Annotated in this window: 13 protein-coding genes and 1 pseudogene; 9 read left to right on the top strand and 5 right to left on the bottom strand. The window is 67.6% G+C overall.

What is annotated here, in order from left to right:
• Positions 1–970, top strand: a 970-nt coding sequence (locus N8A90_RS25225) for a hypothetical protein (protein ID WP_262078035.1), incomplete at its 5' end; no start/stop codon positions are given.
• 113 nt (positions 971–1,083) lie between these two features.
• Here the strand turns inward: N8A90_RS25225 and mnmC are convergent.
• Positions 1,084–2,925: an FAD-dependent 5-carboxymethylaminomethyl-2-thiouridine(34) oxidoreductase MnmC gene (gene mnmC / locus N8A90_RS25220; protein ID WP_262078034.1), complete on the bottom strand. Its 1,842-nt coding sequence runs from the start codon at positions 2,923–2,925 to the stop codon at positions 1,084–1,086.
• Between the two features lie 12 nt (positions 2,926–2,937).
• Positions 2,938–3,210: an oxidative damage protection protein gene (locus tag N8A90_RS25215; protein ID WP_262078033.1), complete on the bottom strand. Its 273-nt coding sequence runs from the start codon at positions 3,208–3,210 to the stop codon at positions 2,938–2,940.
• Positions 3,211–3,379: 169 nt separating this feature from the next.
• Between N8A90_RS25215 and N8A90_RS25210 the strand changes: the two genes are divergently transcribed.
• The 8 genes from N8A90_RS25210 (at position 3,380) to N8A90_RS25175 (ending at position 10,152) form a co-directional block, all read left to right on the top strand.
• Positions 3,380–4,402 (top strand): sulfate ABC transporter substrate-binding protein, encoded by a 1,023-nt coding sequence (locus N8A90_RS25210; protein WP_316044041.1) that lies wholly within the window; start codon positions 3,380–3,382, stop codon positions 4,400–4,402.
• Between the two features lie 16 nt (positions 4,403–4,418).
• On the top strand, positions 4,419–5,003 hold the full coding sequence (gene ssuE / locus N8A90_RS25205; RefSeq protein WP_262078032.1) for an NADPH-dependent FMN reductase: 585 nt from the start codon (positions 4,419–4,421) through the stop codon (positions 5,001–5,003).
• 98 nt (positions 5,004–5,101) lie between these two features.
• Positions 5,102–6,058, top strand: a complete 957-nt coding sequence (locus tag N8A90_RS25200; protein WP_262078031.1) for a sulfonate ABC transporter substrate-binding protein — start codon at positions 5,102–5,104, stop codon at positions 6,056–6,058.
• Positions 6,059–6,072: 14 nt separating this feature from the next.
• On the top strand, positions 6,073–7,242 hold the full coding sequence (gene ssuD, locus N8A90_RS25195; RefSeq protein ID WP_262078030.1) for an FMNH2-dependent alkanesulfonate monooxygenase: 1,170 nt from the start codon (positions 6,073–6,075) through the stop codon (positions 7,240–7,242).
• A 7-nt stretch (positions 7,243–7,249) separates the two neighbouring features.
• Entirely contained in the window at positions 7,250–8,083 is an 834-nt protein-coding gene (gene ssuC / locus N8A90_RS25190) for an aliphatic sulfonate ABC transporter permease SsuC (RefSeq protein WP_262078029.1), read from the top strand.
• Between the two features lie 20 nt (positions 8,084–8,103).
• Entirely contained in the window at positions 8,104–9,081 is a 978-nt protein-coding gene (locus N8A90_RS25185; protein ID WP_262078028.1) for an aliphatic sulfonate ABC transporter substrate-binding protein, read from the top strand.
• Positions 9,078–9,902, top strand: coding sequence for an ATP-binding cassette domain-containing protein (locus tag N8A90_RS25180; RefSeq protein WP_262078027.1), 825 nt, complete (start codon positions 9,078–9,080; stop codon positions 9,900–9,902). Before N8A90_RS25185 ends, N8A90_RS25180 begins: the two co-directional genes overlap by 4 nt.
• Before the next feature lie 34 nt (positions 9,903–9,936).
• Positions 9,937–10,152, top strand: a complete 216-nt coding sequence (locus N8A90_RS25175; RefSeq protein ID WP_183026473.1) for a molybdopterin-binding protein — start codon at positions 9,937–9,939, stop codon at positions 10,150–10,152.
• 65 nt (positions 10,153–10,217) lie between these two features.
• Here the strand turns inward: N8A90_RS25175 and N8A90_RS25170 are convergent, their stop codons facing one another.
• The 3 genes and pseudogenes from N8A90_RS25170 to N8A90_RS25540 form a co-directional block, all read right to left on the bottom strand.
• Entirely contained in the window at positions 10,218–11,444 is a 1,227-nt protein-coding gene (locus N8A90_RS25170; RefSeq protein WP_262078026.1) for an acyl-CoA dehydrogenase family protein, read from the bottom strand.
• A 14-nt stretch (positions 11,445–11,458) separates the two neighbouring features.
• Complete coding sequence (locus N8A90_RS25165; protein ID WP_262078025.1) at positions 11,459–12,859, bottom strand: LLM class flavin-dependent oxidoreductase; 1,401 nt, start codon at positions 12,857–12,859, stop codon at positions 11,459–11,461.
• A 149-nt stretch (positions 12,860–13,008) separates the two neighbouring features.
• A pseudogene (locus N8A90_RS25540) lies at positions 13,009–13,084 on the bottom strand (sulfurtransferase); the annotation flags it as partial.

Below are 13,084 nucleotides of genomic sequence, written 5' to 3'. Positions count from 1 at the left end.
TCCAACTGTCGGGGGATCAACTTCCAACGCTTGTGCCGCGCCGCGCGTCGACTGGAGGGGAGTATTTCAGCAGCCTGTTAAGACCGTGAAAATTGAGAGTGTCGAACAAGCCAAGCAGTATGTTCTGAAGGCAACCAGTCAGTACCTGAGTTCCGACGAAGTTCGAGACCAACTGGAACACTACAAGAGATTGTCCGAGCGCATGAAAGCGGATGCGATCGTTCACCAGACGATAGTTGCGCAAATTGAAGGTCTGACAAGGTGGTCTCAAAGTCAAGCGTTTCAGGATGGAGCGTATGCGCAGGGCATCGATTCGTTGATGTTGGATCTGGTCGAACTTCGCGCGATGGTTTACGCGCTTCAGCATGTGACTCTCGAGCGGGACCCATTTAAGGAGTATGTATTTCACGCGCAGTGGCTCGTAGGATGCGCCTATTCCATGTGCGCTATCTTGGGAAAATTAGTAAGCAAGGACCAGAGAGACAATTCTCTACGAAGAGTGTGGGACTTGACAGAAAAATTCCTAGTGGATACAGAAGGCTGCACGGCGTCAGAGGCTGCGTGTATTGATGGTAATTTTGCGACGAATTTTGGTAGTTCAAGAACGCAGTCGCGGGCACTTCAAGTGCGAAACAAAGTCATTGCCCACAACGAAATGTCGCTGTCGCTCTTATGGTCCGATTTCGATGCAGAAATCCGCATTTTGGGGCGGGTCTGGACGCTTCTGGTCCGGTGGTGTTGTGGCGGCATCTTGACCCCATTCCGCGACGCCGACGCAGTTTTCATCGGTTTGAGAAAAGAAATTCAGATCGAAGAATTACAACAACTGAAAGTACAACGAGCTCGCTACTTGTCGGACTTTCACGCATGGTGCACTCAATACATGGATACAGGTCGACCTGATCCTGGTCCTGGCCCGTATGCACAGATCAGCATATCTTTTGGCAGTAGTAAGAGTTCTGAGAGATAGCCGAGCCTCGTTCTATATATCTCGAGTGGTGAGGGAGTCGTCCGCAGCGGCGGTCAGAGGCATGGCGGTCCTGACGGACCACGGCCGCAAGCCGGCCAGATGGATGGTGACATCTACTTGCGTGCGGTGGACAGCGATTGCGCCAGCTTCTCAGGCAGCGGCAGCGGCTCCGCATGCCATTGCGCTGCCAGCAATTCGGCGCACAGCACCGCGAAGCTGAGCCCACGCGAGCCGAGCGCGCTGCACAGCCAGGGGCCTTGCGGCCTGGCCGCATCGCACGGGCCGACCAGCGGCCGGCGGTCGTGCGATGCGCAGCGCACGCCGGCCCAGGCCTGTACCTTGCCCTGAGAGAACGCATCGCCGAGCATCGCCGCCGCGCCGGGATGCAGCCGTGCGAGCCGCGCGCGGTTGGCTTCGGTGTCGGCGTCGCGCGTTGAAGTGTCGCGGCTGTCGCGGTCGAAGGTGGCGCCGGTCAGCCAGTAGGCGCCGTCGGCATCGGGCACATGGGCGATGAGATGGCCGTCGCCGTTGAGCGGGGTCGCGGGCAAGTCGGGCGCCCAGGCCATGCGCCCCCAGGCGGCCTGGCCGCGCACGGGTTGAAGGGGCAGGTGAGGGGCCAGTGCGGCGCTGTCGAAGCCGGCGGCGATCACGACACGATCGGCATCGACGAGCATCCGGTCTTCACCATCGAACAGCTGCCAGCCGGTCGACGCGACAAGGGCCTCGATGCGCGCCACGCGCGCGCCGCAGCACACCGTTATGCCGGGCTGCGCCAGCCAGGCCGCCACGAGCCGCGCCGGCCTGGCCCAGCCGCCGCGCGCATGCCACAGCGCGGTCGTCTCTTCGGGCAGGCCGGCCGATTGCAGCCGTGCCGCATCGGCGCGCCACGATTCGTTCGGCCCCTGCGCTGACCAGCCGGCCGGCAGGCGGTCGTCGCCCGCCGCACGGCGCTCGATCGCGCCGCTGGCACGCCAGTCGACACCTTCCTCGAGCCGGTCCTGCAACTGCTGCCAGGTGAGCCGCAGGCCCGCGCGCGTGAGCCGCGAGAGCATGGCGTCGTCGGGCGAGACGTGCGGCGCGAACACGGCGGCCGGCACGCCCGAGGCCCCGGTGGCGGGCCGATCGGCGGCGTCGAGCACCGTCACGCGCCAGCCGCGCCGCGCCAGGCTGGCGGCGACCGCTGCGCCGGCCAGGCCGGCGCCGATCACCGCGCAGTGGCCGGGCGCCGCGGCCTCGGCCGCCGGCGTGCGTCGCCGCACCGTCCACGCCGGCGCGAACTCGCCCTCGAGGCAGTCGCGCTTGGGCGGCAGGCCGGGCGCCTTCTGCACCGCGAAACCGTTTTGCGCGAGCGCATCGCGCACCGCGCGGGCGATGGTCCAGGTGGCGAGGCGCGTGCCGCGGCGGGCGAAGCGCGACACGGCCTTCAGCGTGTCCGGCGACCACATCGCCGGGTTGCGCTCGGGGCTGAAACCGTCGAGAAAAATGCTGTCGGCCTCGAAGCGCTGGGCGCGCAGCATGGGCTGCACGTCGCCGATGCACAGCGTGAGCAGCACATGGCCGTCGTCGAAGGCCAGGCGGTGAAAGCCGGGGAGCAGGCCGTGCCATTGCGCGGCGAGCAGCGTGGCCAGTTCGGCGAGTTCGGGGTAGGCCATGGCCGCGCGCAGCAGGTCGTCGCGCGACACCGGGTGCGCCTCGATCGACACGACATGCAGCATCCGCGGGCGGTGCGCATCGCTGCGCCAGGCGTGCCACGTCGTCAGGAAGTTCAGGCCGAAACCGAAGCCGGTTTCGAGAATCCGCCATTGCGGACGACCCGCCCAGCCCTCGGGCAGCCCGCAGCCGCGCAGGAACACATGGCGCGACTGCGCCAGCGCACCGGTTTCCGTGTGATAGATGTCGCCGAAGCGCTCGCTCAGGGGCACGCCATCGGCGCGCCAGGCGACCGGCTCCGCCACCGCGTCAGCCCCTCAGGCCGCGGGCGGCACGTAGCCTTGCGCCACGTCGGCGCCTTCGCCGAAGAAGTGCTTCTCCATCTGGCGCTTGAGGTACTCGCGGGCGCGCTGGTCGGCCAGGTTCAGGCGGTTTTCGTTCACCAGCATCGTCTGCTGCTTGAGCCAGGCGGCCCAGGCTTCCTTGCTGACGTTTTCCCACAGCCGCTTGCCGAGGTCGCCGGGGTAGGGCGGGAAGTCGAGCCCTTCGGCCTCTTTGCCGAGCTTGATGCACTGGACCATGCGTGCCATTTTTGTTTGCCTTCGTGTGTGGGTTGTCGGGCGTGCCGAAGGGCGGCGCCCGCTTAGTTGATTTCGCTATTTAGAACTGAGAACTCGGTCGTTCCCTGTTCCTTATGCCGAATCCAGAATCGGCGACTTCATCGATATGCCCCTTGCGCAGAACAGAGAGCAGACCCCCATGAGCCATCGCCGCGACTTTATCAAGCTTTCCCTCGGCGCCGCCTTCGCGAGCGGCATGGCCCTTGCGGCCGTGCCCGCCTTTGCCCAGACGGTGACCCTGCTGAACGTGTCGTACGACCCGACACGCGAGCTGTACGTCGACTACAACAAGGCCTTCGCCGCCTACTGGAAGGGCAAGACCGGCCAGGACGTGGTGATCAAGCAGTCGCACGGCGGCTCGGGCAAGCAGGCCCGCTCGATCATCGACGGCATCGACGCCGACGTCGCCACGCTGGCGCTGGCCGGTGACACCGACGCGCTGGTCAAGCACGGCGGCCTGGTCAAGGCCGACTGGCAGAAGCGCCTGCCGCACAACTCGGCGCCCTACACCTCGACCATCGTGTTTCTGGTGAAGAAGGGCAACCCCAAGGGCCTGAAGGACTGGGACGACCTGATCAAGCCGGGCGTGCAGGTCATCACGCCCAACCCCAAGACCTCGGGCGGCGCCCGCTGGAACTACCTGGCCGCCTGGGAATTCGCCAAGCGCAAGTACGGCAGCGACGACAAGGCCAAGGACTTCGTCGCCAAGCTCTACAAGAACGTGCCGGTGCTCGACACCGGCGCCCGCGGCTCGACCATCACCTTCGTCCAGCGTGGCGTGGGCGACGTGCTGCTGGCCTGGGAGAACGAGGCCTACCTGGCGCTGAAGGAATTCGGCCCCGAGAAGTTCGACATCGTCGCGCCCTCGATCAGCATCCTGGCCGAGCCGACGGTGGCGGTCGTCGACAAGGTGGTCGACAAGAAGGGCACCCGCGCCGTCGCCGAGGAATACCTGAAGTACCTGTATTCCGATGAGGGCCAGGACATCGCCGGCCGCAACTACTACCGCCCGACCTCCGAGAAGGCCAAGGCGAAGTACGACAAGCAGTTCCCCAAGCTGACGCTCTTCACCATCGACCAGGCCTTCGGCGGCTGGGAGAAGGCCGACAAGGCGCACTTCGCGGATGGCGGGTCGTTCGACCAGATCTACACGAACAAGTAACCGTCGAAAGCACCCTGTGACTGTTCTCCTGATTGCCGGCAGCCCGACCACGCCTTCGCGCTCGTCGGCCCTGCTCGAAGCGGTGGGCCAGCGGCTGGAAGGCCGCGGTGCCCGCATCGACCGCATCGTCGTGCGCGAACTGCCTGCGCAGCCGCTGCTGCATGCCGACTGGCACCATCCGGCGGTCGAGCGCGTCATTGCGCAGGTCGCCGAGGCGCGCGTAGTGGTGATCGCCACGCCGGTCTACAAGGCGGCCTACAGCGGCATCCTGAAGGTGCTGCTGGACCTGCTCGCGCAGGACGCGCTCAAGGGCAAGACGGTGCTGCCGCTGGCCACCGGCGGCAGCCCGCACCACATGCTGGCCCTCGACTATGCGTTGCGCCCCGTGCTGCAGTCGCTGGCCGCGCGGCAGATCCTGCCGGGTGTCTACGCCACCGATTCGCAGGTCACGCTGACGCCGGAGGGCGCCTACCAGGTGCACCCGGACCTGGCGCGGCGGCTCGACGACGCAGCAGAAGCGCTGGCGGCCGAAGGCCTGAAGCTCGCGCCGCGCCGCGGCTTCGACCCAGTGCCGTTCTCGCAGGTGCGATGTAGCGTCTGACGGCACGCCCGTCCGCACGCTCTCCCTCCCATTCACGGTCCCGTCGACAACGCCGCTGCGCGTGGCGCGGGACAACGCACGCCGAAAGAAACCGAACCATGACCCGTCCCGTCATTCCTCGTCGCCGTCTGATCCAGGGCGCTGCCGCCGCAGTGCTGCTGCCGTCGATCGGCGCCTTTGCACAGGCCCCCGCGCGCACGCTGCGCATCGGCAACCAGAAGGGCATCCTCAGCCTGCTGAAGGGTCGTGGCACGCTGGAGAAGCAGCTCGCCGCGCTGAACGTGTCGGTGAAGTGGACCGAGTTCACGGCCGGCCCGGTGCAGCTCGAGGCGCTGAACGTCGGCTCGATCGACTTCGGCGATGTCGGCGAAGCGCCACCCATCTTCGCGCAGGCCGCGGGCGCGCCGCTGGCCTATGTCGCGGCGACGGTGCCGCGCCCGGCGGTCGAGGCCGTGATCGTGCCCAAGGGCTCGGCGATTCGCACCGTGGCCGATCTCAAGGGCAAGAAGATCGCGCTCAACAAGGGCAGCAACGTCCACTACTTCATCGTCAAGCTCTTCGAAAAAAATGGCCTCGCGTACAGCGACCTGAACCTGGTCTACCTGCCGCCGGCCGATGCGCGCGCCGCCTTCGAGAAGGGCTCGGTCGACGCCTGGGTCATCTGGGACCCGTTCCTCGCCGCGGCGCAGACCACGCTCGACGCACGCCTGCTGGCCGACGCGACCGGCGTGGTCGGCAACCGCGCCTACTACTTCTCGTCGCTCGACTACGTCGCGAAGAACGCCGACGTGCTGAAGATCGTCGTGGAAGAGATCAACCGCATCGACCAGTGGGCCGAAGCCCACCAGGGCGCGTACGCCACCGAACTGGCCGCGCTGCTCGGCTTGCCGAAGCCGGCGCTCGATCTCTTTGTCGGCCGCAACCGCTACGGCACCGTGCCGATCAACAAGGCCATCCTGGCCGAGCAGCAGCAGATCGCCGACACCTTCTTCGCGCTCAAGTTGATTCCGAAAAAGATCAACGTGCTCGACGCCGCAGGCGCCGGCATCGCCTGACGAGGACAACTCCCATGCAAGTCTTCTGGTTCCTTCCCACGCACGGCGACAGCCGCTACCTCGGCACGACCGAAGGCGCACGCACGGTCGACCTGGCCTACCTGCAGCAGATCGCCGGCGCAGCCGACCGGCTCGGCTACGAAGGCGTGCTGATCCCGACTGGCCGCTCATGCGAAGACCCTTGGGTCATCGCATCCAGCCTGATCGGTGCGACCAGCAAGCTCAAGTTCCTCGTCGCGGTGCGGCCGGGCCTGCACCAGCCGAGCCTGGCCGCGCGCATGGCCGCGACCTTCGACCGGCTCTCGGGTGGGCGCGTGCTGGTCAACCTGGTGACGGGTGGCGACCAAGCGGAGCTGGAAGGCGACGGCGTCTTCCTGGACCATGCGTCGCGCTACGAGCAGTCGGCCGAGTTCATCCGCATCTGGCGCGAGATCATCGCGCGCAGCCACGATGGGCAGGCCTTCGACTACGACGGCAAGCACCTGAGCGTGAAGGGCGCCAAGCTGCTGTTCCCGCCCACGCAGAAGCCGTACCCACCGGTGTGGTTCGGTGGATCGTCCGAAGCGGCGCACGAGCTGGCGGCCGAGCAGGTCGACACCTACCTCACCTGGGGCGAGCCGCCCGCCGAAGTGGCGAAGAAGATCGCCGACGTGAAGGCGCGCGCCGCCCGCAAGGGGCGCACCGTGAAGTTCGGCATCCGCCTGCACGTCATCGTGCGCGAGAGGGAAGACGCGGCATGGCAGGCGGCCGAAGACCTGATCAGCCGGGTCGACGACCAGACCGTGATCCGCGCGCAGGCGGCGTTCTCGAAGATGGATTCGGTGGGCCAGCGGCGCATGGCCGCGCTGCACGCTGGCGGCGCCAAGCGCAAGCGCGAAGACCTCGAGATCTCGCCCAACCTTTGGGCCGGCGTCGGCCTGGTGCGCGGCGGTGCCGGCACGGCGCTGGTGGGCGATGCGAAAACGGTGGCGGCGCGCATCGAGGAATATGCCGCACTCGGCCTCGACAACTTCATCCTCTCGGGCTACCCGCACCTCGAAGAGTCGTACCGCTTCGCTGAGCTCGTCTTCCCGCTGCTGCCGCGCAAGCAGCGCCCCGGACTGCCGGGGCAGACGCTGACCGGGCCCTTCGGCGAGGTGGTCGCGAACCTCGATGCGCCGTCGCGCCTCGTTTCCCAGAGTTGAGAACCCCATGACCGAACAAGTGCAACCCTTGCCAACCACGAACGCGCCTTCCTTCGCCGGCCTCAAGAGCTTCGGCGCCAATGTCGCTGGCCGCCTGGTGCCGTGGATCGTGCCCGTCGCGCTCATCGTCGTCTGGCAGATCGCGTCGTCGCTCGGCTGGCTGTCGACGCGCGTGCTGCCGGCGCCGCTCGACGTGATCAAGGCCGCCTGGACGCTGACCGCCTCGGGCGAACTCTGGACCCATGTGAAGGTGAGTGCGGGCCGCGCGCTGGCGGGCCTCGCGATCGGCGGCGGGCTCGGCCTCGCGCTGGGCCTGCTGACCGGTTCGGTGAAGTTCTTCGAGACGCTGCTCGACTCGACCATCCAGATGGTGCGCAACATTCCGGCGCTGGCGCTCATCCCGCTCGTCATCCTGTGGTTCGGCATCGACGAGATGGCCAAGCTTTTCTTGATCAGCGTGTCGGTGTTCTTCCCGATCTACCTCAACACCTTCCACGGTATCCGCAACGTCGACCCGCAGCTCATCGAGATGGGCCGCACCTACGGGCTCACGCGCTGGCAGCTGTACCGCGAGGTGATCCTGCCGGGCGCGCTGTCGTCGATCCTCGTCGGCTTGCGCTTCTCGCTGGGCCTGATGTGGGTGATCCTGATCGTGGCCGAGACCATCTCTGCGCAGGCCGGCATCGGCTATCTCACGATGAACGCCCGCGAGTTCCTGCAGACCGACATCGTGCTCGTCGGCATCCTGCTCTACGCGCTGCTCGGCAAGCTGGCCGACCTGTTCGCCCGCGGCCTCGAACGCTGGTGGCTGCGCTGGCACCCCGGTTACCAAGCCAAGTGATGCCCCGAAAGACACCTCCCATGACCTCATCGCTTTCCTCACCGCTTGCATTGACGCGCCGCGGTGCGCTCGGCACGCTGGCTGCACTCGGCACGGCGTCCGCCTTCGCGCAGGGCACGTCGACCGTGCGCATCGGCTACCAGAAGTCGTCGACGCTGATCGTGGTGCTCAAGACCCAGGGCACGCTCGAACGGCAACTCGCGCCGCTGGGTGTCAAGCCCAGCTGGCACGAATTCACCAGCGGCCTGCCGTTGCTCGAGGCGCTGAACCTCGACAACCTCGAGGTCAGTGCCGACGTGGCCGACACCGTGCCGGTGTTCGCGCAGGCGGCCGGCGCGCAGCTCACCTTCGTCGCGCAGGAAGCACCGTCGCCTTCGGCCCAGGCCATCCTGGTGCGCGAGGATTCACCCATCAAGACGTTGTCCGACCTGAAGGGCAAGAAGGTCGGCTTCGCCAAGGCGGCCGGCGCGCATTACCTGCTGATCGCCGCGCTCGACAAGGCGGGCCTGTCCTTCAAGGACATCGAGCCGGCCTACCTCACGCCGGCCGACGGCCGCGCAGCGTTCGAGAAGGGCGCGATCGATGCCTGGGTGGTGTGGGACCCGTTCCTCGCCGCCGCGCAGCGCCAGGCCAAGGTGCGCGTGCTGGCCGACGGCACGGGCATCGCGTCGTACCAGCGCTACTACCTCGCGAGCACCAAGTTCGCCAACGCGCGCGCCGATGTCTTGGGTGTGATCTACGCCGAACTCGTCAAGGCCGGGCAGTGGGTCAAGGCGAACCCGAAGGATGCCGCCGCACTGCTGGCGCCGGTGTGGGGCATCGACGCCGCGACGGTCGAGCAGGCCAACAGCCGCCGCAGCTATGCGGTGCGGCCGGCGGTGCCGCAAGGCCTGGCCGAGCAGCAGAAGATCGCCGATGCCTTCTTCGCCGAGAAGCTGCTGCCCCGAAAGATCAACGCGGTCGATGTGCCGCTGTTCAAGCCGGGAGCTGCTGCATGAGCGCCGTTCTGAAGGAGCCGGTGATCGCTGGCGGCGTGAAGCTCGAAGTGCGCCACGTGCACAAGCGCTACGGCGCGCGCGAGGTGCTGCGCAACACGCAGCTCACGATCGAGCCGGGCCAGTTCATCGCCATCGTCGGGCGCAGCGGCTGCGGCAAGAGCACGCTGCTGCGGCTGGTCGCCGGCCTGGAAGCGGCGAGCGAGGGCGCGCTGTTCACCGACGGCCGTGCCATCGACGGCCTGCACGACGACACGCGGATCATGTTCCAGGAAGCGCGCCTGCTGCCATGGCGCCGCGTGCTGGACAACGTCACGCTCGGCCTGCCATCGCACCTGCGCGCGCGGGGCCGCGAAGTGCTGGCCCAGGTCGGCCTGGCCGATCGCGAGAACGAATGGCCGGCGCGCCTGTCGGGCGGCCAGCGGCAACGCGTGGCGCTGGCCCGTGCACTGGTGCACCACCCGCGGCTGCTGCTGCTCGACGAACCGCTGGGCGCGCTCGACGCGCTAACCCGCATCGAGATGCACCGCCTCATCGAGAGCCTGTGGCAGACGCATCGCTTCACCGCGCTGCTGGTCACGCACGATGTGCAGGAAGCCGTGGCGCTGGCCGATCGCGTGATCCTCATCGAGGACGGCCGCATCGCGCTCGACGAGCACATCGCGCTGGCACGCCCGCGTTCGCAGGGCGACCCGGCTTTCGCCGCCATCGAGAAACGCATTCTCGACCGTGTGCTGCAGAAGCCCGCCGCCGATGACGCGCCACCCGCCAACGACACGCGCTGGGCCGACGGCCCGGCCCACGTGCTGCGCTGGGCGGTTTGATTTTCTTTTTTTTTCATCCAACCGAAAGAGCACCATGTCCATCCAAGCCATCAACGTCCGCAACCAGTTCAAGGGCAAGGTCAAGGAAATCATCCGCGGCGACGTCGTCTCCGAGGTCGATGTCGAGACGCCGTGGGGCATCGTCACTTCGGTCATCACCACGCGCTCGGTCGACGAGCTGCAGCTCAAGCCTGGCTCCGACGTGGTCGCGCTGGTGAAGTCGACGGAGGTGTCGATCGCGAAGCTCTGAGACAACAGGCCGATGTACTCGCGGGCGCCGTATGGCGCCGCAGTCTGCTCCTACGCGGCTTGCCCTCAGGCAGAGGGTGACGCGCGTGTCCCCACACCCCAGTAGAAGGTCGGCCGCGTGTCGTTCAGCGCGTGGTCGCCGATCACCCGTGCCTTGTAGATCACCGGGTTGTGCGAGGCCAGCGTGCGCGCGTTGCGCCAGTGGCGGTCGAGCCGGCGGCTTTCCTGCAGCGCGGTGGCGCCGCCGACGTCGAAGAGGCGCGTGGCCGCACCCAGCACGGCGTCGGTGACGATGACCTGGGCCTTGCCGGCGCGCAGTTCCACGTCAACCAGCAGTTCCTCGGACAGGGGCTCGCCCTGCAGGCGCAGCCGGTCGATCTCCCCGAGCCCGCGTGCCACCTCGCGCGCGGCGAGCGTGGCCACGAAGGCCGTGCTCGAGAGCTGCCCGATCACCTGCTGCACCAGCGGGTCTTCGCGCGGCACGGCACCGCTGCCGTGGCTGAACACGCGCTTGCGCGGCTGAACGAAGGCGATCGCGTCGCGTTCGATGGCGCGCGCGATGCCGGCCAGCGTGGCGATGTGGAAGAGTTGGAACACCGCGGTCATCGGCGTCGCGCCGGTGCGTGAGAAATCGACGATGTGCGTGGCCTCGACCGGTACGCGGTCGAATCGCGTGGTGCCCGATGCGGTCAGGCGCTGGCCGAAGCCGTTCCAGTCGTCGATGCGCTCCACGCCCTGTGCGTCGGTGCGCACCAGAGCCAGGGTGCGCCACTGCGCAGGGTCGGTGTCGTCGCGCTGCACGGTGACGGCCACCCAGTCAGCGTAGAGGGTGCCGGTGCTGTAGAACTTCTCGCCGCTCAGCAGCCACGCGCCGTTCTCGCGGAACACGCGGGTTCGCAACTCCCCGAGCGCGCCGTCGCCGGCTTCGGTGGTCGCGTTGCCGAAGATCGCGCCGTCGGCCACGCGGCGCAACCACGGTGCGCGCTGCTCGGGCGAAAACTCGACCAGCACACGCTCGACGAAGCCGAAGTGAGCACGCAGCGCCTGCGGCAGGTTCGAGTCGGCTTCGGCCAGTTCGATGATCAGTTCGTACAGCTGCTCGGGCGTGGCGCCGAGCCCGCCGTGCTCGCGCGGCACGCGCAGCGCGCCGAAGCCGGCGTCGCGCAGCCAGTCGATGGCGTCGTGGGCGAGGGCGCGCTCGTGCTCGCGCTGCGCAGCGCCTTCGGCGATGCGGGAGAAGACAGGACGAAAGCGCGCGGCAAGTTCCGCGTCGGTGGGTGGGGTGTGGGGCATGGAAGATTGACGCATCAGATGGCAACGAGCCGGCGTGCGACGTCGGCATGGGGAAGGGCGGGTTCGGCGAGGGCGGCGCGATGGCCCGGGTAGCCCGGCAGCGCGATGCCCAGGTGTTCTCGCAGCGTTCGACCGCTGTACTCGGTGCGGAACAGGCCCCGCTTCTGCAGGATCGGTACCACGCCATCGACAAAGTTCCGCAGGCCGTCGGGCAGCTGGTCGGGCATCAGGTTGAAACCGTCCGCCGCGCCGGCGCGGAACCAGTGCTCGATGTCGTCCGCGATCTGCTCGGGCGTGCCGACGATCACGCGGTGGCCACCGCCGCCGGCCAGTTCGCGCACCAACTGGCGCACGGTGAGGCCGCCACGGCGTGCCGCAGCGATCGTGGCGTTGAAGAAGGTATGGTTGCCGTTGCCGCCGCCCGGCAGCGCCAGATCATCCGGCAGTGTCTTGTCGAGCGACAGGCGATCGGGCGTGATGCCCAGGATGCCCGCCAGCCGCGCGACGCTGTAGTCCCAGGGAATCAGGTCGACCAGCGCATCGCGGCGCGCCTGCGCCTGTGCCTCGGTGGCGCCGATGATGGTCGTGAGCCCGGCGAGCACCTTCACGGCGTCGGGGCCGCGGCCCAGTTCGGCGGCGCGCTGCTTCAGGCCGCGCGCGTAGTCCAGCGATTCCTCGAAGGACTGCGAGGCGGAGAACACCGCTTCGGCATGGCGCGCCGCCAGCTCGCGTCCGTCGGCCGAACCGCCGGCCTGCACGAGCACCGGGTGGCCCTGCGGCGTGCGCGGCAGCGTGCCCGGGCCCCGTACGGTGAAGTGCTCGCCGCGGTGGGCGATGGGCTGCACCTTGGTCGGGTCGATGAATCGGCCTTCGGCCTTGTCGCCGACGAAGGCATCGTCCGCCCAGCTGTGCCACAGCGCTTTCACGATGTCGGTGAACTCGCTGGCCCGGCCGTAGCGCTGCGCGTGGTCGGGCGCCGCGTCGAGGCCGAAATTGCGAGCGGACGGCACGTCGGCTGTCGTTACAACGTTCCAGCCCGCGCGGCCGCCGCTCACATGGTCGAGCGTGGCGAAACGGCGCGCGATGTTGAAGGGCTCGTTGTAGCTGGTCGAGGCCGTCCCGATCAGGCCGATGTGCGTGGTCGCCGCGGCGATGCTGGCCAGCAGCACACTGGGCTCCAGTGCGGTGATCGGCCGAAAGTGGATCTGGTCGACGATGGCCGCGTTGTCGGCCAAAAAGACCGCGTCGAGCTTGCCGGCTTCGGCGATCTGCGCCACGCGCACATAGTGGGCGACATCGACGAAGGCGTGTGGATCGCTCTCGGGCAGCCGCCAGGCCGAGGGAACGAAGCCGGAATGCAGGATGTTGACGTTGAGGTGGAGTTGGCGGCGCTGTGGATTTGGGAGGCGGCTCATCGGGTTGCGAAATGTGGAAGGACAGACAGCCCGGCGGACGCCGGGTCGGCAGTTCACTCTAGGACCCGACCCTCGCCATCGAAACGAAGATTTGCGCGCTTGCATATCTGTGAATCACATGATGAAACGGGTGCCTTCGGTATCGGGGTCACCTGGAAGTGGTGCGTACCGTCGCGCGCCAGTTGCGCGACCAGGCCGAATTCCCAGTCCAGGTAGGCCTGCATG

The sequence above is a fragment of the Variovorax sp. N23 genome (assembly GCF_025486315.1).
Taxonomy (GTDB): Bacteria; Pseudomonadota; Gammaproteobacteria; order Burkholderiales; family Burkholderiaceae_C; genus Variovorax.
The sequence above is the reverse complement of the archived record's forward strand: the minus strand, read 5'-3'. Positions and strand labels throughout refer to the sequence as shown.

What these genes read in the sequence shown, in the direction of transcription:
- N8A90_RS25215 (WP_262078033.1), bottom strand. Translation starts at nt 3,210, where the DNA reads ATGGCACGCATGGTCCAGTGCATCAAGCTCGGCAAAGAGGCCGAAGGG.
- N8A90_RS25210 (WP_316044041.1), top strand. Translation starts at nt 3,380, where the DNA reads ATGAGCCATCGCCGCGACTTTATCAAGCTTTCCCTCGGCGCCGCCTTC.
- N8A90_RS25200 (WP_262078031.1), top strand. Translation starts at nt 5,102, where the DNA reads ATGACCCGTCCCGTCATTCCTCGTCGCCGTCTGATCCAGGGCGCTGCC.
- ssuD (WP_262078030.1), top strand. Translation starts at nt 6,073, where the DNA reads ATGCAAGTCTTCTGGTTCCTTCCCACGCACGGCGACAGCCGCTACCTC.
- ssuC (WP_262078029.1), top strand. Translation starts at nt 7,250, where the DNA reads ATGACCGAACAAGTGCAACCCTTGCCAACCACGAACGCGCCTTCCTTC.
- N8A90_RS25185 (WP_262078028.1), top strand. Translation starts at nt 8,104, where the DNA reads ATGACCTCATCGCTTTCCTCACCGCTTGCATTGACGCGCCGCGGTGCG.
- N8A90_RS25180 (WP_262078027.1), top strand. Translation starts at nt 9,078, where the DNA reads ATGAGCGCCGTTCTGAAGGAGCCGGTGATCGCTGGCGGCGTGAAGCTC.
- N8A90_RS25175 (WP_183026473.1), top strand. Translation starts at nt 9,937, where the DNA reads ATGTCCATCCAAGCCATCAACGTCCGCAACCAGTTCAAGGGCAAGGTC.
- N8A90_RS25170 (WP_262078026.1), bottom strand. Translation starts at nt 11,444, where the DNA reads ATGCCCCACACCCCACCCACCGACGCGGAACTTGCCGCGCGCTTTCGT.
- N8A90_RS25165 (WP_262078025.1), bottom strand. Translation starts at nt 12,859, where the DNA reads ATGAGCCGCCTCCCAAATCCACAGCGCCGCCAACTCCACCTCAACGTC.